This is a genomic window from Escherichia sp. F1 (genome assembly GCF_046764225.1).
In the GTDB taxonomy this organism is placed as follows: domain Bacteria; phylum Pseudomonadota; class Gammaproteobacteria; order Enterobacterales; family Enterobacteriaceae; genus Escherichia; species Escherichia coli.
This window is the reverse complement of the sequence record NZ_CP177202.1, coordinates 4,402,574-4,425,349: the sequence shown is the minus strand read 5'-3', so window position 1 is coordinate 4,425,349 and position 22,776 is coordinate 4,402,574. Positions and strand designations below refer to the sequence as shown.

The following is a 22,776-nucleotide window of genomic DNA, read 5'->3' as shown; positions in this document are numbered from 1 at the left end:
TAACTCTACCGCTGAGGGGTTTCAAACCAGATATAGCCCCAGAGAAAACAGTTCAGGATGAACAGAAAAATTTCTGCAAAATATTCTCTCAGCAATCCTGTCTCCTCCCCTTTTCCGTATACCTTTTCCCTGTCCGCAGATATTTGTTTCATCTTTTGCCTCCATTACGGATAAACCACTTCAAAACGCAGCGTGGCTGATGCTAAGCCGAACGGCCCGCCCGGAGACACATTCGTCTCCGGCGTCAGGGTGCAGGTGCGCATCGTCACACCAGGAACAGAATTTTGATCACTGCAAAAGTAATCTCCGCCGGTCAGTTTTATCAGCTCGTTGCTCACCTTTTCTCTCAGGGAAAGGGTCACCCCGGTGTCTGTATAACTGGTCGTTTGCAAAACAACTTCCTCAACACCGCTTGCGCTTCCTTTCGCAATGCTCGCCGTCAACGCTGTTCTAATCGGCGCATTACCTTCACACTTCCAGGTAATTTCCATCGGAGCGTGTATATTTGTCCCCGGGGTCAGGGTGCCCAGGCTATATAAAGGAGGCACTGTAATGTCACAGCTCGGCTGGGTGAAGGTGACATTAATCGTCAGTGTTGCCGCAGTGATGACAGTAGCAGCCTGCCCGCTGCTAGTCATCACAGTCATTATCAGGGCAGCCAGGGCAGCGTTAGTGAATTTCATAGCTCTGAACTCCGCCCCAGTCATTGATGGCATCCACGCTGATTTTTCCGCTCACCTTCTTAATCAGATTTACATCGCTGAACGGCTTAAGTTGCGCGACTTCTTTCATCACTTTGTCACTGAGTGTTATGTCCTTACCGTCATGCTTCACGTTAACAATGGCCATATAATACGGTGTTGGGTTTTTCAGCCAGGTCTCATTACCACGTTGTTCCAGCTTCAGTTGCTTTTCCGCATTCTTACGACCATCCTTAAGGGAGACAGGACGGTAAATCAGTTTCACGCGGGTGTTCATGGCAATAGCCAGCACACTGCCTTCACCATCCTGCACTTCCTGTTTGGGGGGAACTTCCTGCACGTTCAGCCAGAACAGAGATTCACGGTCCTTCGGCAGGTTGCTATCCGTGTTCATGATACGAATAACCTGCTTTTGCTTTGCCCCTACCTTAAAGAACGGTGGCTGGGGAACCATATAAACACCACTCCCTTGGTTGGTGTTATCAATCCACACTTGGCCACCGTAAGTCTTGTCTGCATTGTTCGTCACTTCAAAAGAAACATTCTTCTTCCCCTCTTCATAAATGAAACGGGTTCCGTTCAGCACAAACGCCGCCATGGATTGACTGCAGAAAGAAAGGGAAAGGAGGGCAGCCAGTGCTACCTTACCCAGTTTATTCACAACGAACCTCCTGAACTTTGTTGGTATTTGCTTTCAGTCCTGCCATGGAGAAACGACACTGTTTACCGGCTCCCGTATCCACGCTGACAGTTTTCGGTTCAGCCAGCATGTTCATCAGCAGAACACCATTGTTTGAAATAAACCCTGCATTCAACCCCAGTTCCGTTTTCGCATCGCCACCGGTCAGGTAATTGCCCTGTGCATCCCTCACGCGCAGGATATAGCGCAACACGTTTTCGAAGCCGAATTTGCGGTAAATCATTGCCTTTTCGGTCGGCACCACCTTGTATGATGTGCTCTCAAACTCTATATCGTCCGGCACGTTATCCATGTTGATGTTGATGCTGTTCTCTGAATACGCAGACAGCCACACCACCGTGTTACCGTCGCTGTTCGTCGGCATGGAGCCGTTAACAGAAACCCCCTCAATACCCGGAATACTGACAATACCCACGGTGCCAGACGACTCTTTGGTAAAAAGCGGACCGGTTTCTGTCGTACCCAGTACCGAGCCGGAAACACTGCCGGAGAAACTGGTTTGGCTGTAACCCTGTTTCGAGTAAGAGCGGGATACATCGAAATTAGTCTGAATTTCATCAAAGGTGTAACTGGCCGATGCCGATGTACCACGATCACCTTTCGAGCCAGCATTAACGCTCAGACCGTAGTTAAACCGGTCTGTCGGCGTGGCTGACACACTGGCATTGAATGTCGTTCCGCCGTTCCGGGTATAACCTACACTGTTGCTGGAGTAATGACGGATACCTTTCAGATCAAACGGCACACTCACACTCATTGACACGGAATAATTCGCCTTATCCGACCAGGCATACTTTGAGTACGAGCCATTTATAAAGATTGAGACAGGATTAAAAACAGATGTACTGAATGACAGCGTGCTGCCGGTATCTGAGCCCTCGCGCATCCAGTAATCCTGACGCCAGTAAGAGCCGCTCAGGTATGTGCCGTCAAAACGGTGCGACAGACGAGCTTCATAGCGCGACTTCTGGTTGCCATAGTGCCAGGTATATTTCGGATTAAAGTCAGTAAACTCCACATACCTTTTACTCTGGTAGCGGTACGTCAGCAACTGCAGGTCAGTCCTGTCCGTGAAGCTCTTGGCATATTTCACACTGAAACTTTGACCGTTTTTTTCCTCTCCATTGTCATAGCTGGCCTTCGACACGTTTGCACTGAGCGATACAGCGCCTAGCCCCCCCAGTATCTGCGTGACACCCAGACCACCGGACTGATAGTTCTCATTCAGAATGGCCGCCGAGTTCAGTGTGGTGGTGGTGAAACCATAATCCAGGCTTCCCAGCCAGAACAACCCGGTGTCAGAATGGAACGCCTTGTCCAGTTCATTACTGTTGTTCTTCTTACCCATCGCCACGTTGTACTGGAACTCACCCGGACGCAGCAGCGTCGGCAGCGTGGTCACCGGATAGACCTGTTCGGTTTTGTTTCCGCTTTCATCTTCAACGGTCACCACCAGGTCGCCGTTACCCATCGGACGTAGGTCATCCAGACGGTAAGGCCCCGCCGGCACCATTTTTGAATAGACCGTATATCCGTTCTGTTTCACGGTAATACGGGAAGGCGTGGAGGCAATCCCGGAGATATCTGGTGCATATCCCCGGGATTGCCACGGGCGCATATTGCTGTTGGAGCGTAGTGCCGCACCATAAAAATTAAAATCAGAAAACAGTTCAGTACGTGTCTGGGATTTACCCAGTAACAAATCGCCCTGCACCTGACTGATGGCTGTTGAAAGCGTCAGATCACTTGAGGTGAACTCTGTTTTATTATCAGAGTGCGAAACGTTCATGTTACTGGATAACACCCAGCGCCCTAGGTTAATGGTGGCATCTAGGTTTCCGAAAGCATTCATGTCGTTATGAACGGTCTTGTTAAAGTTACCGTAATATTTCAGGCGCCCAGCATTCACGCCATAATCCCAGCGCGCGGGGTCTGTCTTACTCAGTAAATACGCCTGAGGAATATTAAAATTTAACGCCTGTGCACCGTAATCAAAATCAATCAGCGTATGAGGCTTTTTCGCCAGAACATAGCACCCCTTGCCTTCATCCAAAACATCCTGATAGGCATCTGTGTTCAGCATCACCCCGGCTTTTTCCAGCCACTCAGGAGTAAAGCAGAGCATATTAGTCTGCTCGTCTTCCTTGCTGATGTTCAGGTCAGTACGTCCCGTACGCTCTTTATTCACGGCAACATCAACGATATATTGCCCTTCCGGATAATTCGCGTCATTTTTCAGAATTGACGGAATAACGCTGACCCCCTGTATAAAATCCAGATTAAGTTCATCAGCCAGGCTGAAGTGGGAATACCATATACTCAGGGCCAGCAGAGATATTTTAGGGAACCTTTTTAATTTCATAAGCTCACCTCTTCACACCTCAGCAAATGTAAAGATACCAGTTAAAGACTGGTAAAATAAGAAAACTGAAAAGTTGCATATCCGGGAGGAAACTCCCGGATATATGTCAGCAGTCAGCTATTACTCATATACAATGGCGTAAGCAGCGGCAGTTTCAAAATTACCCACTTCGTTTTTGGCTACGAATTTAGCGTTATATTTAAAACCTTTGTCTTCCTCCCCTGATACAAGGTTGAACGTAACCGCATTGTTTGCACTGGTGATCAGTGCAGTGTTACTAGTGGTATTGCCGCTACTAACAGCTTTAAGCTCCACAACGGCATCAGTTGCAGTACCAGACTGGATGCCAATACCTGCAGTTGTAAAGGCTGGAGAAGCCCACGTGAAATGAGCCTTCGTCATAGTATCTACACATGACGGATCCTTGAGTTTCACTGTGAATTCTTTCTCAACAGCGCCATTTTTAGCGACTCGGCCAAACTGAATCAGGTTATTTACAGCGCCATCGCCCTCAACAACAACATCACAGGTGTTCGCAGCAACAGTACCCAAGAACTGAACCTGACCCTGAGAAGCCGCATCGCCCAGTGCAGCCATAGCAGAACCCGCAGCCATAGTCATTGCAATTGCAGATGCAATCATTAATTTTTTCATCTTTTAAACTCCATGATTAGGGAACAATTAAAAACGTTATTAGAGAACGCACTAATGAATGGCGCGTCGCTATTTTCGCTCTCAGCTAAAAAGAAAATAACGCCCCCCCATCCTTGTAAGCATATAATTGCTGTCCGCACTCATGACGGGGTTGTGAAATTAAATTTTTCTTTGTGATGTTTTAATGTTCCAATAAGAAAAACGAGCTGGTCTGGAAAGACCTCCCTATTCTGAATAGGCGACTAATACATACACTTAAATAACATGTTTTCGCAAACAACTTTGCGTCCTCTTTAACAATAATCACATATTGCCAGAATAACCTTTGGACTATGAATTGGATAAAATCCTATTAGTTAACAAAATCGTTTATCCGACAACAAATCCTTTACATCACCTCATCTGAAACAGAACTTGGTATTCTACTAGTAATAAACTTCATTATTGCCATTGTTAAACATAATTCCCGCGTATCTTTCGGCCTCAAAGAATAAAACGTATTCCCAAATCCAATACATTCATTTTATACAGCATTAAATTTCATTCAATACATATATGTCGGATTTATAAACCAAAAAAAGCACATGACCCAGGATTTAAAACCATAAAAGCGTTACAAAAAAGAGAGAAAAACCCCAAAAAAAGGAAATGTGTAGATAAATATAGCTAAATAAGATACGGAAATAGCTTTTTTGTGTTTTTTTTAATGGCAAAAAAATTTTGCTTTTTGGTAAAAAAAGCTTAAAAAACAATTCATTTAAATAATCACGAATGCAAATGTTGGCGCTAATGTTCACGTACTTTTTCACCCGAGTTTTTGGCCACCTCGGGGATCCTATAAACTAAATTTCCAGAGAAAGAGATAAACAGGATGACTAAAAATATTTGTTTTTCCCTCGAAGTTCGTCAGCGGGCAATTCGTATGGTTCTGGAGAATTAAGGCTAAAATGACTCACAATGGGCGAATTGGTTCCATCGCCTCAAAGATTGGCTGTACACCAGAGACTTTGCGTATCTGGATTTGTCAACATGAGCGGGATACTGGAGGCGGTAATGGTGGGCTCACCATCGCTGAACGTCAGCGTCTGAAAGAGCTGGAACGTGAAAATAGTGAACAGCCTTGCACTGACGATATCCTTCGCTAGGCTTCCGCTTATTTTGCGAAGGCGGTGTTCAACCGCCTCTGGAAAGAATGATGCCACTGCTGGATAAGCTGCGTGAGCAGTACGGGGTCGGACAGGTATGCAGTGAACTGCATATTGACCCGTCAACGTATTATCCCTGTTAGCAACAGCGACATCAGCCTGATAAACACTGCCAACTGTGATCGATTCAGATGTCATTTTGCATCCATGCTTTTTTACAGTGTCTGACATTTTGTTCAGTGATGCTGTTGTAATGCAAACCTTTCATATTTCTTGGTTACAACACTTTCGTGCCGCTGTGATAGCTTTCCAAACTCGGACATTACTATTTTTATGGATACGATAAGAAATTTTTGTTAGCTATGATCGATTTTATCGATCGATTCGATCGAAAACATTCTTTTTACCCTATCTTTTTCATGGTTTTAAAATAAGCAACCCTATTTGTCGGGTAGGGTAAGAACCAACGGAGATGATTGAAATGAAAAAGGTTATTGCTGTTTCAGCGCTTGCAATGGCAGGCATGTTTTCGGCCCAGGCTCTGGCTGATGAGAGCAAAACAGGCTTTTATGTGACCGGTAAAGCCGGTGCTTCAGTTGTGAATCAGACTGACCAACGCTTCCGTCAGGACTTTGGGGATGATGTTTATAAGTATAAGGGCGGTGATAAAAACGATACTGTATTTGGTGCGGGCCTTGCAGTGGGCTATGATTTTTATCAACATTACAATGTTCCAGTACGCACGGAAGTGGAATTTTATGGCCGTGGAGCTGCAGACTCCCGTTATACACTGGATACATGGCGTTCTCCGATGGGGGATGGTGGTCGGGAAGACACACAAAACAGGCTCAGAGTGAATACCCTGATGGTGAACACGTATTATGATTTCAGAAACAGCAGTGCATTTATTCCATGGGTATCTGTTGGCCTGGGTTATGCACGGGTACATCATAAGGCGACATATACTGATACTTCCTGGAATAAATCTGGTGAGGTAAGTGATATTTCTGCGTTACATTACTCGGGATATGATAACAACTTCGCATGGAGCATTGGGGCCGGTGTTCGCTATGACGTAACCCCGGATATCGCTCTTGACCTCAGCTATCGCTATCTGGATGCTGGTAAATCCTCCCTGTCTTACAAGGATACAGAAGGGGATAAATATAAATCAGAGGCTGACGTTAAAAGTCACGACATCATGTTTGGTGTGACTTATAACTTCTGACAGCCATTTCTGCCTGCGCTTTGGAGCACAGTAAAGTGCAGGTATGACAAATCAATAACAGATATCCTGATGATGTTCTCCCTCTGGCAACTAATAATTTCAGATGAATGAAATATAAATAGAGCAAAAATATTACTCTCGTTGATTTTTTACAGGGGGCAGGTAGCGCGCAGCATGGTTGTCAGTCTGTTAAATGAAAAAGGACTGTTGTTGGGACACGTTGTTTTTTGCCATATCAGCCCTTCCGGAAACAATAAACCGTATTACGAAAGAGGCACCCAGAAATCTGGTTTAAAGTTTGATTATAATCAAATAAAAATCTGTTGCCGGAGGGCGTAGTTTTGTGGAACTGACAAATGATGTCAGGGGTATTTATATAATTCACTTACACAAGAGTAATACTAAGGTGCAGTGATTTATGGCTGACTCAACGAGAAATCGCTCAGCGGAGCGTTTGATTGATATCCTTGTTGAATTACAAAATTATGGCGTGGTCAGTCGCTATAATTTGATGAAAAAATACAACATCACTGAGCGAACAGCATATCGTGATCTGAATATGCTTTCTCCCTTTATTGAAGCCTGTGGCGATGGAAAATACCGGCTTATTTCAGCAAGAACAGATAACCAGAACAAAGAGTCACTGCACAAATCTCTGGCCAGGTTACTGGATACTGATGCGATTTTTCCTGAAAGGGATGAAGATTTCTGGCAGAAATTAGAAAACAGGGCAACCGAAAAGCATATTCGTGTTCAGTTTCATAACCCTGAGCACACCATCAGGGATGATTTAAGAAAATATCTTGGTGTTCTTGAAAAAACGATCCGCAACAGTAATATTTGTCAGATTGCATATGCCGGTAAGACCAGAATCGTTCATCCCTATAAATTAACTAATCAGAGAAGTATATGGTATTTGCTGGCTACTGAAGAGAACAAGTTAAAGTCGTTTTCATTAGCTAAAATAAAATGGCTGGATATAAAAAAAGAAAAGTTTGCAAAGAGTGAGGAAATACAGTCACTGATAAGTGAGTCATGTGACCCGTGGGTGAGCGACAAAACATTTGATGTAGTGTTGTTCATTCACAGTAATATCGCCCATTATTTTTTGCGACGGGATTTACTTCCTTACCAGCAATTGCTACACAAACATGACAATGGCATTACGCTGTCATGCAAGGCTGCACATAAAAATCAAATTATCCCGTTGATTTTATACTGGCTACCGAATGTTGAAATTATTGAACCAGTATGGCTGAAAGAAGCCGTGTTAACAATGTTAGGAAAATACCTCACCGCTGAGAATGTTTCCTGAAATATTTCAGTTGACTGATGATAAAGCAACCTGTACAGGAGGAAAAGAATGGCGTTACCTTTCATTATTTTGGGTGTGGCTGCCGGCGCTGCGGCATTCGGCGGAAAAAAGGCTTACGATGGATATCAAAAAAAGTCAGAAGCAGAGGATATCCTCGAAAAAGCAAAAGAGCGTTACGAGGAGCATAAAGGAAAATTTGAGCAGTCTGAAGCTCAGACATCATCAAAATTAACAACGCTCGGAAATAAAGAGCTTGAGATTGGTAAAGATTTCAGTGAGTTCGACAGGATTGCTGCTGAGCTCCTGGCGTGTCTGGAAAAAGAGGGCAATAAAGACCTGAAACTGAGTGTCCCGCAACATAACATCAATAAGATTCAGAACCTGGCCATTTCAGCGACAGAATATCTCAGTACGGTCGTTGCTGCCGGAGTTTCCGGGGCTGCTGCGGGTTTTGCTGTGTATAGTGGAGTGATGGCATTTGCTGCGGCTTCCACAGGTACACCCATTGCAGCGCTTTCTGGTGCCGCGGCTTATAACGCGACGATGGCGGCAATTGGAGGGGGCTCTCTCGCGGCAGGGGGCATGGGAATGGCCGGCGGCGCAATGGTATTAGGCACCGCAGTGGCTGCACCGTTGATTGCCATTGCGGGCTGGGCTTACGACAGACATGCGACGAAAGCTCTTGAAAATGCCCATCAGTGTGCCTGCAAAGTTGAACGGGCAGTTAAGAAAATGAATCTGGCCCGGGAGCATTTTGCAAAAGTTAATCAATATGTTGATGAAATTCTCGCTGCGCTGAACAGAATGCATGCTGTATTTATTAAACACTATTTTGAGCCGCTTAAATCCATGCATTCTGTTATTACAGAACAACAGGATATCAGTGTATCAGATGAAATCATTATGCTTATTGACCATGGATATTCACTGGCCGCTATTATGACGGATATTATTACAACGCCACTGTTTAAACCGCGGAAACAGGAAAATGGTGAGGCTGTGATAAAAGATAACGTTATTGAAATGGAAAAGGATGATAATGGAATGAATGTTATTAATAAGGAAGAGCTGGATGATGTACTGGCCAGTTCGGTTGTGAAATTTGATGATTTTTCATCCCGGAGTTAATGATTTACCGGGCGTTAAAGCCCGGCTTTACAAGAAGTGAAATAACATGAATGTGGAAAAATTTGACTGGACAGAAGAGTTACATCAGACCATGGTGAAGAGCCTGGTTACATCATTCGGGCTGGATTTTCTGTTGTTAAATGATCGTAAGGGTGGTGATGTTGACACTATCCATAATGTGCGTAATGGCATTTATGCCACGGAGGCTGAGCGACAGCGGTATGAAGGTCGTGGCGACTATGATTCTCATCATTACCACAGCCATGAGAACTACATCGCGACGAACCGGAAAGGAAAGCGTGCACATCAGGCAGGGACTCTTACTGATGCATATACAGGCGAAGTGTTTGCTTCAGACGATAAAAAAAATCTGGATCATATTATTTCCGCTAAAGAAATTCATGATGATCCGGGGAGGATTCTTGCTGAACGGGATGGCGCAGAACTGGCAAATGATGCTTCAAATCTGGCATTCACTCATGAATCGCTCAATAAATCAAAGAAAGCAGATTCAATGGATGCGTTTATTTGCACGCTGCAGAAAGACAAAGAAGATACGTTAAGGCAGATAGCAGAGCTTGAATCTCAGGCAACGCTGACAGAAAAGGAAAAGAAACGTCTGATAAGTCTGAGAAAAAAAGCTGATGCAGATACTGAGCGTATGGAAAGGGCTGATAAATATGCCCGGGAAAAATATGAGGCCACGATTAATCAGAGCTATTACCTGAGTAGTAAGTTTGCTACTGCTGTCGCCAGTGCTTCACTTAATTCCGGTTTTCGTATGGGGACGCGACAGATGCTGGGGCTTATTCTTGCCGAGATCTGGTTCGAACTGAGGGAACGAATCCCGCATATTATCAGGCAGCAACGGAACTCATTCAGCGCCGGCAAATGCCTGTCCGAAATAACGTCAGCATTACGTGTCTGCCAGAAACGAGTACAGGAAAAATTCAGTTCTTTTTTAATTGCCTTTAAAGATGGAGTCATCGGAGGGATACTGTCAGGTATTACCACAACGCTGTTAAATATATTCCTGACAACGGAAAAAATGATTGTCCGGCTTATCAGGGAAATGTGGAACAATCTCGTTCAGGCCTTTAAAATCCTGGTGTTTAACCCGGAGGGATTATCGCCGGGGCAGTTAGCCAAAGCGGTCACTAAACTGATAGCAGCAGGTGTGGCTGTTGCCGGAGGGGTGATGATAAATGAGGCGATGGCGCAGATCCTTATTTTTCCATTTGGTTCAGAGCTTGCTGCCTTTTGTGGTGCGCTGACGACAGGTATTCTCGGGCTGGTGATGAATTATTATCTCGAATACAGCGAGGTTATGCAGCGGGTGTGGGCATTTCTGGACAAATTTAAGGATAAGTTCCGGCGGTCACTGGAATACTTTCAGGCAGTCAATGCTGAACTTGATCGCTATCTTGTGGAACTTACTGCACTGGAATTTTCTGTTGATGCTGCCGCGTTAAATCATTTTTCACTTCATCTGGATAGCGTAAACAGTGAGATAGAGCGCGGACTTCTGCTGAGAGAAGAAGTCAGCCGACGAGGGATTGCGTTGCCGTTTGAGTCAGGAAATGTGGCTTCTGTTCGTGACTGGTTAAATAAGCGATGAAATTACACCCTCCATTTCCCTGTAACCAGTGTGGGGCCTGTTGTCGTCATGTCAACAGGGCTGGTGAAACGCAATGTCTGGATCGTGGTGACGGTATTTGCCGTCACTATCAGACTGATTCTCATCTGTGTGCAATTTATGATAAACGCCCACAGATTTGCCGGGTTGAAGACCAGTATTTACTGAATTATCAGTCTAAGTACAGCTGGCAGGAGTTTATTGCATTAAACCAGGCCGCCTGCCTTATTCTGAATAAACTGTAATGCCATTAATGGCGGCGTCAGGACAGAAACTGAGAGAACATAAAGCAGTAAAATGTCATACCGTTCAGCAGCCAGCGTTGCCTTCCCCGGCTGCTGTTATTGTAAGGCATTTTCGTTAAGAATGCAGAAGGAGGGGAGCGTGAGATTGCTGTTAAAAGGGCTCGTCGGAATGGCGCTGGCCTGGCTTGTTATTGGTTTCGGGATGGAGTTATTTTTTCTCGCCGATCGGGTTCATCCGGCATTAAGAGTAATCGTTGTCCTGGGGATGTTATTCCTGCTGATAATGATTGCGGGCGGTATGTGCCGTTCTCTTCTGTCACGAAAGAAAACATCATGACGATCCTGTTTACGCCGCTACATTTGTGGCGGCGGATGATGCCCGTTTTATGATTATTAAGAAAAATGTATTTACCTGTCACGCCATATTCAGCGATCAGCGTCGGACAGAAATATCGCTTTTACTCAATTATTATGAAAATTAATCTTCCATTCATACACTGGTCACGGATTAGCAATGATAAGCGCCTTGTGTTATTAGTGGTTGTCTTTACCCTTTCTAACCTCCTTGTATCCTCAGGAGCGCATCTGATTTACCGGATATTATTCTTCACCCTGGCGCTTCTTATTATTAAGGCGATGAAATCGCTTACGCTGCGTTTTATTCTGGCCTTTCCGTTCACATTACTGACCGCGGCAGATATCAGTATCAGTTTGTATTCATGGTGTACATTTGGCACAACATTTAATGATGGTTTTGCAATCAGTATCCTTCAGACAGAGCCTGATGAAGTAATAAGAATGTTCAGGATGTATGTTGTTTATGTTATCGCATTTATTATCCTCTTTTTTATTGTTCTTCTGTTCAGCAATAAATAAAACGTCCTCATTGCCATCGGAAAAGGTCACGGTAATTACATTTTTATTGTTAATTACAGTAACGTTATATTCTTCCTTTCAGTTTGCGTTGAAGAAACAGTATCAAATAAATGAAGTTGATCCTTACATAGTCGCTTCCCGGTTTGCCACATATACCCCTTTCTTTAATCTGAACTATTTTGCACTGGCCGCAAAGGAGCATCAGAGATTAATGACGATTGCTGATACCATACCTCACTACGATCTGGTGATTACGGATAACAACACTGACGTATTTGTTCTGGTGATTGGTGAATCTGCAAGGACTGATAACATGTCCATTTACGGGTATTCGCGCCCAACCACACCAGAGCTTCAGAAACAGAAATCACGACTGAAACTGTTCACTCAGGCAATCAGCGGGGCACCTTATACCGCTCTTGCGGTACCGCTGGCATTATCTGCTGATACCGTGCTGCATCATGATGTTCGCCGTTACCCCGATAATATTATCAACATGGCGAATCAGGCGGGGTTCGATACCTGGTGGCTCAGTGCGCAGTCCGCTTTCCGGCAGAACGGAACGGCTGTGGCCAGTATCGCCATGCGGGCCAGAAACAGAATTTATGTCAGAGGCTATGATGAGTTACTGCTCCCACACCTGGCTGAAGCACTGAACAGTAATCCGGGGAGCAGGAAACTGATTGTTCTGCATCTGACGGGCAGCCATGAGCCAGTCTGCAGTAACTGGCCCAGAGATAAAGCCGTGTTTAAACCGCTGGATACAGAAGAAGTCTGCTACGATAATTCCATTCATTATACCGACAGTTTGTTGGGACAGATTTTCGCCATGCTGGAAACGCGTCGGGCATCAGTCATGTATTTTTCAGATCACGGTCTGGAGTATGACCCGACAAAAGAACATGCCTATTTTCATGGTGGAATAAAACCCAGTCAGCAGGCTTATCATGTTCCGATGTTTATCTGGTACAGCCCGACACTGGGAGAGCATGTCGATCGCCAGACGGTGAACAGCGTTTTTTCCACTGCGTATAATGATTATCTGATTAATGCATGGATGGGCGTAACCAGACCGGCTCAACCGAAAACGCCGGAGGAGGTGATTACCCGCTGGCAGGGGAAATCCGTGGTTTTTGATGTCAGTCATAACGTGTTTGACTACAAAGTATTACGAAAGAACTTTAATGAACTCCAGGAATAATTCGTTAAAGTAATTTACGACTCTATTCTTTTTTAAAGGAAACTTTCAGAAAATGCCCCCAGGGCGATAACCTGGGGAAGGGGGACTGTGTTATTACTGGTGGATAAATTATTACTTGTTTGAAAGATACACTAATGCAATATCTACTGATGCTGGATGCTTGAGTGTTTCATTCCTGCTGCTGAAAACGGCAATATCCAGGGCCAGACATATTCACCGTTAATATTTCTGCATTTCTGTACAATTTCCTCAGAAAGTGTCTCATCAATTCTTTCCCGCAACAGCTTCTGCTGTCTTAAAATGCTTTCGCATATTTCGAAATCATCTTCCTGCATCAGCATTTCGGCGCATTTAATGATTTCTGCTCGTTCATGCAGCACAGAGGAATGGTTATAGAGCCAGTTTACAAACAGCAATGCTTCTGGATATTGTCCCCATAATGGTGAGTATGTTGCATAGTAATCTTCTGCCGTATCCAGAGAGCCGGAGAAGTTATGCCGCACAGCAAGTGGAAATGGATGCAAATTTCCGCACAGCATTTCCGCGATGTAAGTGTTTGTAGCAAAGCCATGACGAAAAGCTGTGGCAGCCTTAACATGTTCCCCATTCAGAAAATGCAGAAGACCAAGTTCATACCAGTAAGGTGAAAATTCATCAGCATGCTCTTTCAGTACACTGAAGGCTTGCTTATGATCGCCTGTTCGTAACAGTTCTGAGCCCAACAACCAGCGGGCACCCTGATTATCTTCAGGATTGTATGCCAGTATTTTATCAGTAAGCATAACCGCATCCTGATGACGCTGTAAGTGCACATTTGCGAGAATTGCTGCATAAAGTGCGCGCAGATAAGGCCGGTTTTCGGGATGCATCCAGATGATTTCACCACTGAAACTTTCCGGGATGAGACGATTACCTGCCGCCAGTCCTTTAAGAGCGGCGTTCAGTGCCTTACGCGGGGCATTCTGTTCCAGAAATGCATATGCCAGATGAGCGTGTATATCAATAAAGTCAGGCTCCTGTTGAGCAAGGCGTCTGAGTTTGTTGATGTAACTTGTCTCGCTGATTTCATCAGTGTCGTATGCATCAAGCACTTCTTCAAACTCCCCCAGTAATGGGCCAAACCAGGTATCCGGAAATACGAAACGACCCTGGTTATTGTTCACTTCAAAGCGTAATCTGTCGTTCATTTTCTGAGCCTGTAAAACGGATGGGACACAATCTGAAAAGCATAAAAGTCGTGATGTTGTGTATCAAGTCTTGTTTTTGTCCGGGATGAATGTTGTTTATAATATCATCGACAGTGTTTTTACATGAGAATGAAAATTTATCTTTATCTGCATTCCGGTGTATTGTGAATTATCAGCTGAAACAGCATATTAATCGATTTTTTTGGGGGAATGGTGCTGAAATAACGACATGATGATGATTGATATTACAGGTATCAAAATTGTTAGCGGTCCATAACGGTGTGATGTTTTGAGATTGTTTACAGATACAATATTAAATATTTTATCAAAAAACAAAAAATATCTAAAAATAAAGCATAAAAGCAAAATTCCTCCGGACCTGGAGGCCGGAGGAGAATTTGTGGATTGAGAGAAAATATCAGGACAAGTGCTCTTAACCCTGACTCTCTTGCTTAGAAAGCGAATCAATATAATCTGCGTACCACTGCATCATTTCACGGCGACCATCGAGATACTGGGCATGATTATAGGTACCCCTGATGGCGTTTTTATCCACATGAGCTAACTGCATTTCAATCCAGGCAGAATTAAAGCCCTGTTCGTGCAGAATGGTACTCATGGTGTGACGAAAACCATGACCGGTTGCCCTGCCATCGTAACCGATACGTTTGAGCACCATATTGATGCTGGCTTCGCTCATTGGCTTGTTGATATCACAACGTCCCGGAAAAACCAGCCGGTATTGCCCGGAGAAAGTTTTGAGCTGTAGCAGAATGTCAGTGGCCTGTCGTGACAGTGGTACGACATGTTTACGTCGCATTTTCATGCGGCTTTCAGGGATTGTCCACAGGGCATTATCAAAATCAATTTCTGACCACTCAGCGGACCGTAGTTCAATCGTTCTGAGGCCTGTCAGAAGCAGCAGATTTGTCGCCATGCGGGTAACAGGACTGCCATGATATTCAGTGAGCTTCCGGAGAAAAACAGGGAGCTCATCTGCTCTCAGGTGGGGGAAATGTGCAGCTTTTGGCGCCGCCAGCGTACTGGTCAGTTCAGATGCCGGATTGACAGTGGCTCGTCCGGTGGCGATGGCATAACGAAAAATCTGATTACAGTATTGACGCACCTTACGAAGTTTTTCCAGCGAGCCACGTTTTTCTATGCGGCGCAGAATTTCCAGCATTTCCAGCGGGAGGATATCAGTAACGCTTCGTTTGCCCAGATACGGGAAAATATCTTTATCCAGAGCCTCCAGTACGCTTCTGGCGTAACTTTCAGACCATGACAAAGATTTATGCTGGTGCCATTCCGTAGCAAGGGCATGGAACGTATTGGTGGCAGAGATTTTCTGAGTGAGTTTTTCCTTTCGTTTCTTTTCGCCCGGGTCACCACCTTCGGAGATAATTTTTCGGGCATCGTCGCGTTTGATTCTGGCTTCAGCAAGGGAGACGTCGGGATAGACGCCGAGGGCCAGTTTTTTCTCTTTTCCTGCTATCCGGTATTTAAGCCGCCAGTAGCGGGCACCCGTGGTTTTTACCAGCAGATATAAACCACGTTCGTCAGAGAGTTTATAGTCTTTTTCTTTAGGTCTGGCTGTTTCGACCTGTCTGGCTGTAAGTGCCATATGGGGGCTCCTGAAACTGACTGAACACAATGAGCCCCCACCAGTGCCCCCAATGAACGCTTGATTGAGAGAGAGTTCAGTAGAGTTCGGTGGAGTTCAGGATGTTCAGATTGCTTGTAACGATGTGATTATACTTGAGTTTCGTGGAGTTCGGGAGATGAATCTGGAAGTGAAAGTGGTGCCCGGACTCGGAATCGAACCAAGGACACGGGGATTTTCAATCCCCTGCTCTACCGACTGAGCTATCCGGGCAACGGGGCGCATTAAACCGTAATCTGCACATCTCGTCAACCTAATTTCAGTAAAAGCGATTCAACTGCTTAAGATTGCGGCAAATCGCTTCTTTTCTGTGTTTCTGTCAGGTCAAAGCACCACCCTGGCGGCAGCGGGCGAAGCGCAGGATATCTTCCGCCAGCCGATGTGCGGTGTCGACATCCGCCTGGCTGCGATTCACCAGCATTCGGCTTAAACAGCCTTCCAGCACCAGTTCCATCTGCTTTGCTACCATCGCCGGATCGTCAACTTCCAGTGTGGTTAACAGTTCGTGGGTGAAATCGTAGGCCGCGCTTTTTTGCTGATCGGCCAGTTGATGAATAGGGTGGCCAGGATCGGGATAAAACGTACAGGCAGCGATAAACAGACAGCCCGGATAGCGGTTGTTTTTAACGCACTCCGATAACGCCTGATAACGTGCCAGCAGCTTTTGTTCGGCGGTTTGCGTTTCGTCCAGCATCAGCTGACGACGCCAGACATCTATCTGTTGGCTAAGATAACGCAGCGCATCGTAGAGGATTGCCTCTTTGTCTGGCCAGAAGCGGCGCAGCTCGTCCAGTGGATAATCCACACGTTCAGCAACCATCTCCAGCGTGGTGTTGGCAATCCCTTGTAATTCTAATAATTTCAGGGCTTCTCCCAGTACATCTTCACGTTGCACGCTATTTTCCTCCGTCTTTCCCACTGCAAGTGTCGTTCACGGTTGGCGATCGCGCAAATGTGCGCTGAAGGTTTCAGCATCCATAAAGCCCGTGACGCGTGCTTGTGGATGCTCCTGGCCTTGTCCGTCAAAAAAGAGAATTGTCGGTAGGCCAAGGACATTAAGATGCTTTAACAGCGCCACATCTTGTGCGTCGTTGGCAGTGACGTTGGCCTGAAGTAATACCGTGTCTGCTAACGCTTTTTGCACCTGCGGGTCGCTGAAGGTGTATTTCTCAAACTCTTTACAGGCGACGCACCAGTCGGCATAAAGATCTAACATCACCGGTTTGCCTTTGGCTTCAACGAGCGCCTGATTTAACTCATCTACCGTTTTGATTTGTGTAAAGTTGAGATGCGTCTGAGTTTGCGCGGTATGCGTCGCACCAAATGCCCAATCCTGAAGTGGGCGCACGCTAACCAATGCCGCTGCCAGCAGGATTATTTGCACCACGCGCATCCAGCCGCGTTTGGCCTGTAGGCTGGTGATAAAGGCCCAGCCAAAGAATGCGACACCAAGCGCCGACCACAAGCGTAATCCCCATATATCACCAATCACTCGCTCCAGCAGGAAGACCGGCAGTGCGAGGATCACAAAACCAAACGCGGTTTTGACTTGTTCCATCCACGGGCCGCTTTTCGGCAGCAGGCGGTTACCAAAGACGGTTATTAGCATCAGCGGCAGGCCCATGCCCAACGCATAGAGATAAAGCGTGCCGCCCCCCAGCAACATGTTCCCGCTTTGGGCGATATACAGCAGAATCGCGCTAAGCGGTGCGGTGGTGCATGGTGAACAGATCAGTCCGGCAATCGCCCCCATAACAAACACACCGCCAGGTGAGCCGCCCTGTTGGCGATTGCTCATCAGCGTGAGACGTGTTTGCAGCGAAGAGGGGAGTTGCAGAGTAAACAAGCCAAACATTGACATCGCCAGCAAGGTAAAGACGATAGCGAGGCCAATGAGCACGTATGGGTGCTGTAGCGCCGCCTGGAACTGTAACCCTGCGGCGGCAACCACCAGACCCAGTGCCGTGTAAGTCAGCGCCATCCCCTGCACATAAATAAAGGTCAGCAACAATGCCCTGGCAGTGGAAAGCCGCTGTTTACCGCCCAGCACGATGCCAGAAATCAGTGGGTACATTGGCAGCACGCATGGCGTAAAGGCGATACCAATACCGATCAACAACGCCCAGAGCGCGGAAAAGGGCAATTGCGCGGTGGGCTGCTCTTGCTGCGGAACAGACACAGGCTGTGACGCTGCGTTGTTGGCGACCACTTCGCTTAACGGAACGGTTTTGGTTTCTGGCGGATAACAGAAACCGGCATCAGCACAGCCCTGGTAGGTGACAGTTAACGTCGCTCCCGCACTCGCCTGGTTGATGGTTACGGGAAGCGTCAGCCGATCGCGGTAAATCTCGCTTTTGCCGTAAAACTCATCTTCATGCCAGACGCCTTGCGGCAGCTGCACGTCGGCAATTTTCGCGTGTTCCGGCGTAATGCGGATCTGTTTACGGTAGAGGTAGTAACCGTCTTTGATCTGCCAGGTCAGATTCAGGTCATGTTGGTTTTGCTGAAAATCAAAAGCAAAGGCTTGATCCGCGGGGACAAATTGTGAACGTCCCGGCGCGTCGAATAATCCGGCAAAAACGGAAGTGCTGCAAAGTAGCAGGATCAGCGTAAAGATGCGTTGAGCCATGAGAGGTAATCTGTGTCTCCGTGTGTAACAGGTAAAACCAGAAGTTCCGGGGTTTGATATGGATGATGAGACTTCAGGCATTCCAGCAGTGCCTGCTGGAGAGATACGGTAGTTTTTAAAATCATCTGCACTTCGTATTCTTGCTCCAGCTTACCTTCCCAGTAATAGAGAGAGGTAGCGCCGGGGATCAAGGTCGCGCAGGCCGCCAGTTTTTCCGCCAGCACTTTGGCGGCTAAATCCTGGGCTGTCGCTTCATCCGGTGCCGTACATAGCACCACGACAGACGCGGTATTCGAACTTTTTTCATCAAGCATAAACACCTCGCAAGAACAGATGGAACCGCAAGAGAGAGGTCACTATACAACGGACGGGGGAAGGATGTTAGTCGGCGGGAAAGAAAGCGGGGCGTGAACGCCCCGCGATTGGTCATTACAGCATGAAGCTACCCAGCACGAAGCCGAAGCAAACGGCCAGGGCAACACCCAGAGTACCCGGGATGAAGAACGGATGGTTGAAGACGAATTTACCGATACGGGTAGTACCCGTGTCATCCATCTGTACCGCAGCAACCAGCGTCGGGTAGGTCGGCAGAATGAACAGACCAGACACCGCAGCGAAAGAAGCAACAGCGGTCAGCGGAGAAACGTTCAGTGCCAGAGCCATCGGCATCAGTGCTTTTGCGGTTGCAGCCTGAGAGTACAGCAGAGCAGAAGCAAAGAAGAAGATGACGGCCAGCAGCCACGGATGACCCTGAATCACTTCACCAGCGGTATCTTTGATCCAGTCGATGTTGTTGGAAACGAAAGTATCGCCCAGCCACGCAACACCCAGGATACAAATACAGGCGCTCATACCTGCTTTGAAGGTGCTGGAGTTGAGGATGTTGTCGGTATCGACTTTACAGATAACGGTGGTCAGAGTTGCAACGCTGAGCATAATGATCAGGATTGCGTTGGTGGTGTTCATCAGCGGTTTTTCAACCAGACCCATGCTTGGGCTGTTGATGATTGCATAGATAACCACACCAACTACGCCCAGCAGGAACAGCCAGACGGACGTTTTTGCACCGGATTTGATTTCAATCTGCTTTTCACCGCGCAGTTCAACCAGGCCCTCTTCCAGACGCTTGCGATAAATCGGATCGTCAGAGAGTTTGGAGTTGAACAGCATAGTGACCAGGAAGGACATCACCAGAACCGCCAGCAGGGTGGACGGGATGACCACGGAGAGCAGATGGAGGTAGCTGATGCCATGACCTTCCATCACGGAAGACATGTAAACCACTGCCGCTGAGATTGGCGATGCGGTGATCGCAATCTGCGCGGATACCACTGCAGTAGACAGCGGACGGCAAGGTTTAACGCCTTGTTCCTTCGCAACTTCAGCGATAACTGGCAGTGTCGCCAGAGAGATGTTGCCAGTACCAGCAAAGATTGTCAGGAAATAGGTCACGATCGGCGCGAGGATCGTGATGTATTTCGGGTTACGGCGCAGCAGCTTTTCTGTCTGATGAACCAGATAGTCCAGACCGCCAGCAACCTGCATGGCAGAAATAGCGGCGATAACCGCCATGATAATGGAAATGACATCGAACGGGATGTTACCGGGTTTAACGCCAATAGCGGCAAGAACCAGCACCCCCAATCCGCCTGCAAAACCAATACCTATTCCCCCCAATCTGGCGCCCAAGAAGATCGCCAGCAAAACTATGATGAGTTCTACAACTAGCATATTAGCCTTCCTTGTTTTTTAACAAGTTGATATTAGATTGTTATTTTTAAGTTACTGCTCACAAGAAAAAAGGCACGTCATCTGACGTGCCTTCTTTATTTGTACTACCCTGTACGATTACTGTTCGCTTTCATCAGTATAGCGTTTTGCTTTGTAAGCCGGGTGCATCAGATTCTGTACGGAGAAAATATCGTCAAGTTCCGCTTCAGTCAACAGACCGCGTTCCAGAACGACTTCACGCACACTCTTACCGGTTTCGGCACAGATTTTACCCACGATGTCACCGTTGTGGTGACCGATGAACGGGTTCAGGTAAGTAACGATACCGATAGAGTTGTAAACGTAACCTTCGCACACTTCTTTGTTAGCAGTGATGCCGTTAATGCATTTTTCCAGCAGGTTGTAGCAAGCGTTGGTCAGAATGTGAACGGATTCGAACATGGCCTGGCCAATGACCGGCTCCATAACGTTCAACTGCAGCTGACCTGCTTCTGCTGCCATGGTAACAGTGGTGTCGTTACCGATGACTTTGAAGCATACCTGGTTAACCACTTCCGGAACAACCGGGTTTACTTTAGCTGGCATGATGGAAGAGCCCGCCTGCAGTTCCGGCAGGTTGATCTCGTTCAGGCCGGCACGTGGGCCAGAAGAGAGCAAGCGCAGGTCGTTACAGATTTTGGACATCTTCACAGCCAGGCGTTTCAGCGCGCCGTGAACCATTACATAAGCGCCGCAGTCAGAGGTCGCTTCGATCAGGTCTTCAGCCGGTACGCATGGGAAGCCAGTGACTTCAGCCAGTTTTTTCACTGCCAGCGGAGAGTACTCTTTCGGCGTGTTCAGACCAGTACCGATTGCTGTTGCGCCAAGGTTAACTTCCAGCAGCAGTTCAGCGGTACGTTGGATATTTTTCACTTCTTCTTTCAGCAGGATGCTGAAAGCGCGGAATTCCTGACCGAGGGTCATCGGTACTGCGTCCTGCAGCTGGGTACGACCCATTTTCAGGATGTCCTGGAATTCGACAGCTTTACGTTCAAAGCCTTCACGCAGTTGGTTAATCGCATCTACCAGCTTAATCAGGGAAGAGTAAACAGCGATACGGAAACCGGTCGGGTAGGCGTCGTTAGTGGACTGACATTTGTTAACATGGTCGTTCGGGTTCAGGTACTGATATTCACCTTTCTGGTGACCCATCAGTTCCAGACCGATATTGGCCAGCACTTCGTTGGTGTTCATGTTTACGGAAGTACCTGCGCCGCCCTGGTAGACGTCTACCGGGAACTGATCCATGCATTTTCCGTTGTTCAGGACTTCATCACATGCGGCAATGATGGCATTCGCTACACTTTTAGGAATGGTTTGCAGCTCTTTGTTTGCCATAGCTGCGGCTTTTTTAACCATTACCATACCGCGAACAAATTCAGGAATATCACTGATTTTGTTGTTGCTGATATAGAAGTTTTCAATCGCTCTCAGAGTGTGAACACCATAGTAGGCATCAGCTGGAACTTCCCTGGTACCCAACAGATCTTCTTCGATACGAATGTTGTTTGACATGTGAACCTTCTTTTTCAAGCTGCCAATGATTTGCTTTAAACACACAGAATATATGTGGTTTCGAATGTTTTTCGACCGACGATTATCCCCTGCATCGACCGAATACCCGAGATCATATGCTGCTTGAGGATTTCTACCGTAATCTGGATCACTTTAAGTGTCGGTTTTTACCCCTTAATTATTAATTTGTGAAATAGATCACCGCTTTGGGATTACTACCAAAAATAGTTGCGCAAACATCTTGAAATTTTGCTAATGACCACAATATAAGCTAAACGCGATTCGCAACCCATTCAGGTAGCCGGGGTTAACCGGCTGCTATTACAGGAGAAACCTTTGCGCTGGTTACCTTTTATTGCCATTTTCCTTTATGTCTATATTGAGATTTCAATCTTTATTCAGGTTGCCCATGTATTGGGGGTATTGCTGACCCTCGTGCTGGTTATATTCACGTCAGTTATCGGTATGTCACTGGTACGTAACCAGGGCTTTAAGAATTTCGTGCTGATGCAGCAAAAAATGGCGGCGGGTGAAAACCCAGCGGCGGAGATGATTAAAAGTGTTTCGCTGATCATTGCCGGTTTGCTGCTTTTATTACCTGGCTTTTTCACCGACTTCCTCGGTCTTCTGCTTTTATTGCCGCCGGTGCAAAAGCATCTGACAGTGAAGTTGATGCCGCATTTGCGCTTTTCTCGCATGCCAGGCGGCGGTTTTAGCGCCGGGACCGGTGGCGGTAATACTTTTGAGGGTGAGTACCAGCGAAAGGATGATGACCGCGACCGCCTTGATCATAAAGACGATCGCCAGGATTAATGCCGAAA

General features: G+C 46.6%; 17 protein-coding genes, 1 tRNA gene, 2 pseudogenes and 1 other annotated feature. Of the genes and pseudogenes, 8 read left to right on the top strand and 12 right to left on the bottom strand.

Going from position 1 to position 22,776, the window contains the following annotated elements; all coding sequences use genetic code 11:
- Positions 1-164 precede the first annotated feature (164 nt).
- The 4 genes from ACK8NJ_RS21235 to ACK8NJ_RS21220 form a co-directional block, all read right to left on the bottom strand.
- Positions 165-683: a F18 fimbrial protein FedE gene (locus ACK8NJ_RS21235; protein WP_411961924.1), complete on the bottom strand. Its 519-nt coding sequence runs from the start codon at positions 681-683 to the stop codon at positions 165-167.
- Positions 670-1,362: a fimbrial chaperone gene (locus ACK8NJ_RS21230; RefSeq protein ID WP_053272551.1), complete on the bottom strand. Its 693-nt coding sequence runs from the start codon at positions 1,360-1,362 to the stop codon at positions 670-672. The genes ACK8NJ_RS21235 and ACK8NJ_RS21230 overlap by 14 nt, the downstream gene beginning before the upstream one ends.
- Positions 1,355-3,763 carry a PefC/AfrB family outer membrane usher protein gene (gene pefC / locus ACK8NJ_RS21225; protein ID WP_411961923.1) on the bottom strand — a complete coding sequence of 803 codons (2,409 nt, stop codon included), beginning with the start codon at positions 3,761-3,763 and terminating at the stop codon, positions 1,355-1,357. The genes ACK8NJ_RS21230 and pefC overlap by 8 nt, the downstream gene beginning before the upstream one ends.
- Before the next feature lie 120 nt (positions 3,764-3,883).
- Positions 3,884-4,417, bottom strand: a complete 534-nt coding sequence (locus ACK8NJ_RS21220; RefSeq protein WP_411961922.1) for a hypothetical protein — start codon at positions 4,415-4,417, stop codon at positions 3,884-3,886.
- A gap of 871 nt (positions 4,418-5,288) precedes the next feature.
- Here ACK8NJ_RS21220 and ACK8NJ_RS21215 point away from each other — a divergent pair.
- The 7 genes and pseudogenes from ACK8NJ_RS21215 to ACK8NJ_RS21185 form a co-directional block, all read left to right on the top strand.
- Positions 5,289-5,696, top strand: a pseudogene (locus tag ACK8NJ_RS21215) (IS3 family transposase); the annotation flags it as partial.
- Positions 5,568-5,684, top strand: a sequence feature (AL1L pseudoknot). (Overlaps the previous pseudogene by 117 nt.)
- Before the next feature lie 347 nt (positions 5,697-6,043).
- The gene (tia, locus tag ACK8NJ_RS21210; protein WP_411961921.1) at positions 6,044-6,790 is read left to right on the top strand and encodes an invasion outer membrane protein Tia; all 747 of its coding nucleotides are present in this window, start codon (positions 6,044-6,046) and stop codon (positions 6,788-6,790) included.
- Positions 6,791-7,208: 418 nt separating this feature from the next.
- The gene (locus ACK8NJ_RS21205) at positions 7,209-8,105 is read left to right on the top strand and encodes a helix-turn-helix transcriptional regulator (protein WP_411961920.1); all 897 of its coding nucleotides are present in this window, start codon (positions 7,209-7,211) and stop codon (positions 8,103-8,105) included.
- Between the two features lie 48 nt (positions 8,106-8,153).
- On the top strand, positions 8,154-9,233 hold the full coding sequence (locus tag ACK8NJ_RS21200) for a chemotaxis protein (protein ID WP_411961919.1): 1,080 nt from the start codon (positions 8,154-8,156) through the stop codon (positions 9,231-9,233).
- Between the two features lie 46 nt (positions 9,234-9,279).
- Positions 9,280-10,851 carry a cobalamin adenosyltransferase gene (locus ACK8NJ_RS21195; RefSeq protein WP_411961918.1) on the top strand — a complete coding sequence of 524 codons (1,572 nt, stop codon included), beginning with the start codon at positions 9,280-9,282 and terminating at the stop codon, positions 10,849-10,851.
- A gap of 402 nt (positions 10,852-11,253) precedes the next feature.
- Positions 11,254-11,451, top strand: coding sequence for a hypothetical protein (locus ACK8NJ_RS21190; protein WP_001543225.1), 198 nt, complete (start codon positions 11,254-11,256; stop codon positions 11,449-11,451).
- Between the two features lie 65 nt (positions 11,452-11,516).
- Positions 11,517-13,191, top strand: a pseudogene (locus ACK8NJ_RS21185) (sulfatase-like hydrolase/transferase).
- Positions 13,192-13,334: 143 nt separating this feature from the next.
- On the opposite strand, the gene ACK8NJ_RS21180 reads toward ACK8NJ_RS21185, so the two are convergent.
- The 8 genes from ACK8NJ_RS21180 to aspA all read right to left on the bottom strand — a co-directional run bounded on the left by ACK8NJ_RS21180 (position 13,335) and on the right by aspA (position 21,955).
- The gene (locus tag ACK8NJ_RS21180) at positions 13,335-14,378 is read right to left on the bottom strand and encodes a tetratricopeptide repeat protein (protein WP_000999872.1); all 1,044 of its coding nucleotides are present in this window, start codon (positions 14,376-14,378) and stop codon (positions 13,335-13,337) included.
- 433 nt (positions 14,379-14,811) lie between these two features.
- Positions 14,812-16,002, bottom strand: a complete 1,191-nt coding sequence (locus ACK8NJ_RS21175; protein WP_001218746.1) for a tyrosine-type recombinase/integrase — start codon at positions 16,000-16,002, stop codon at positions 14,812-14,814.
- Positions 16,003-16,178: 176 nt separating this feature from the next.
- A tRNA-Phe gene (locus ACK8NJ_RS21170) sits at positions 16,179-16,254 on the bottom strand.
- A 106-nt stretch (positions 16,255-16,360) separates the two neighbouring features.
- Entirely contained in the window at positions 16,361-16,936 is a 576-nt protein-coding gene (locus ACK8NJ_RS21165) for a transcriptional regulator (RefSeq protein ID WP_001188520.1), read from the bottom strand.
- Between the two features lie 36 nt (positions 16,937-16,972).
- On the bottom strand, positions 16,973-18,670 hold the full coding sequence (gene dsbD / locus ACK8NJ_RS21160) for a protein-disulfide reductase DsbD (RefSeq protein WP_064226692.1): 1,698 nt from the start codon (positions 18,668-18,670) through the stop codon (positions 16,973-16,975).
- The gene (gene cutA / locus ACK8NJ_RS21155; protein ID WP_000883405.1) at positions 18,646-18,984 is read right to left on the bottom strand and encodes a divalent cation tolerance protein CutA; all 339 of its coding nucleotides are present in this window, start codon (positions 18,982-18,984) and stop codon (positions 18,646-18,648) included. The genes dsbD and cutA overlap by 25 nt, the downstream gene beginning before the upstream one ends.
- Before the next feature lie 115 nt (positions 18,985-19,099).
- Entirely contained in the window at positions 19,100-20,401 is a 1,302-nt protein-coding gene (dcuA, locus tag ACK8NJ_RS21150; protein ID WP_000961959.1) for an anaerobic C4-dicarboxylate transporter DcuA, read from the bottom strand.
- Between the two features lie 117 nt (positions 20,402-20,518).
- Positions 20,519-21,955 carry an aspartate ammonia-lyase gene (gene aspA / locus ACK8NJ_RS21145; protein ID WP_000069437.1) on the bottom strand — a complete coding sequence of 479 codons (1,437 nt, stop codon included), beginning with the start codon at positions 21,953-21,955 and terminating at the stop codon, positions 20,519-20,521.
- Between the two features lie 336 nt (positions 21,956-22,291).
- On the opposite strand from aspA, the gene ACK8NJ_RS21140 reads away from it, so the two are divergent.
- Positions 22,292-22,768, top strand: a complete 477-nt coding sequence (locus ACK8NJ_RS21140; protein WP_001558411.1) for an FxsA family protein — start codon at positions 22,292-22,294, stop codon at positions 22,766-22,768.
- The last annotated feature ends 8 nt before the right edge of the window (positions 22,769-22,776 follow it).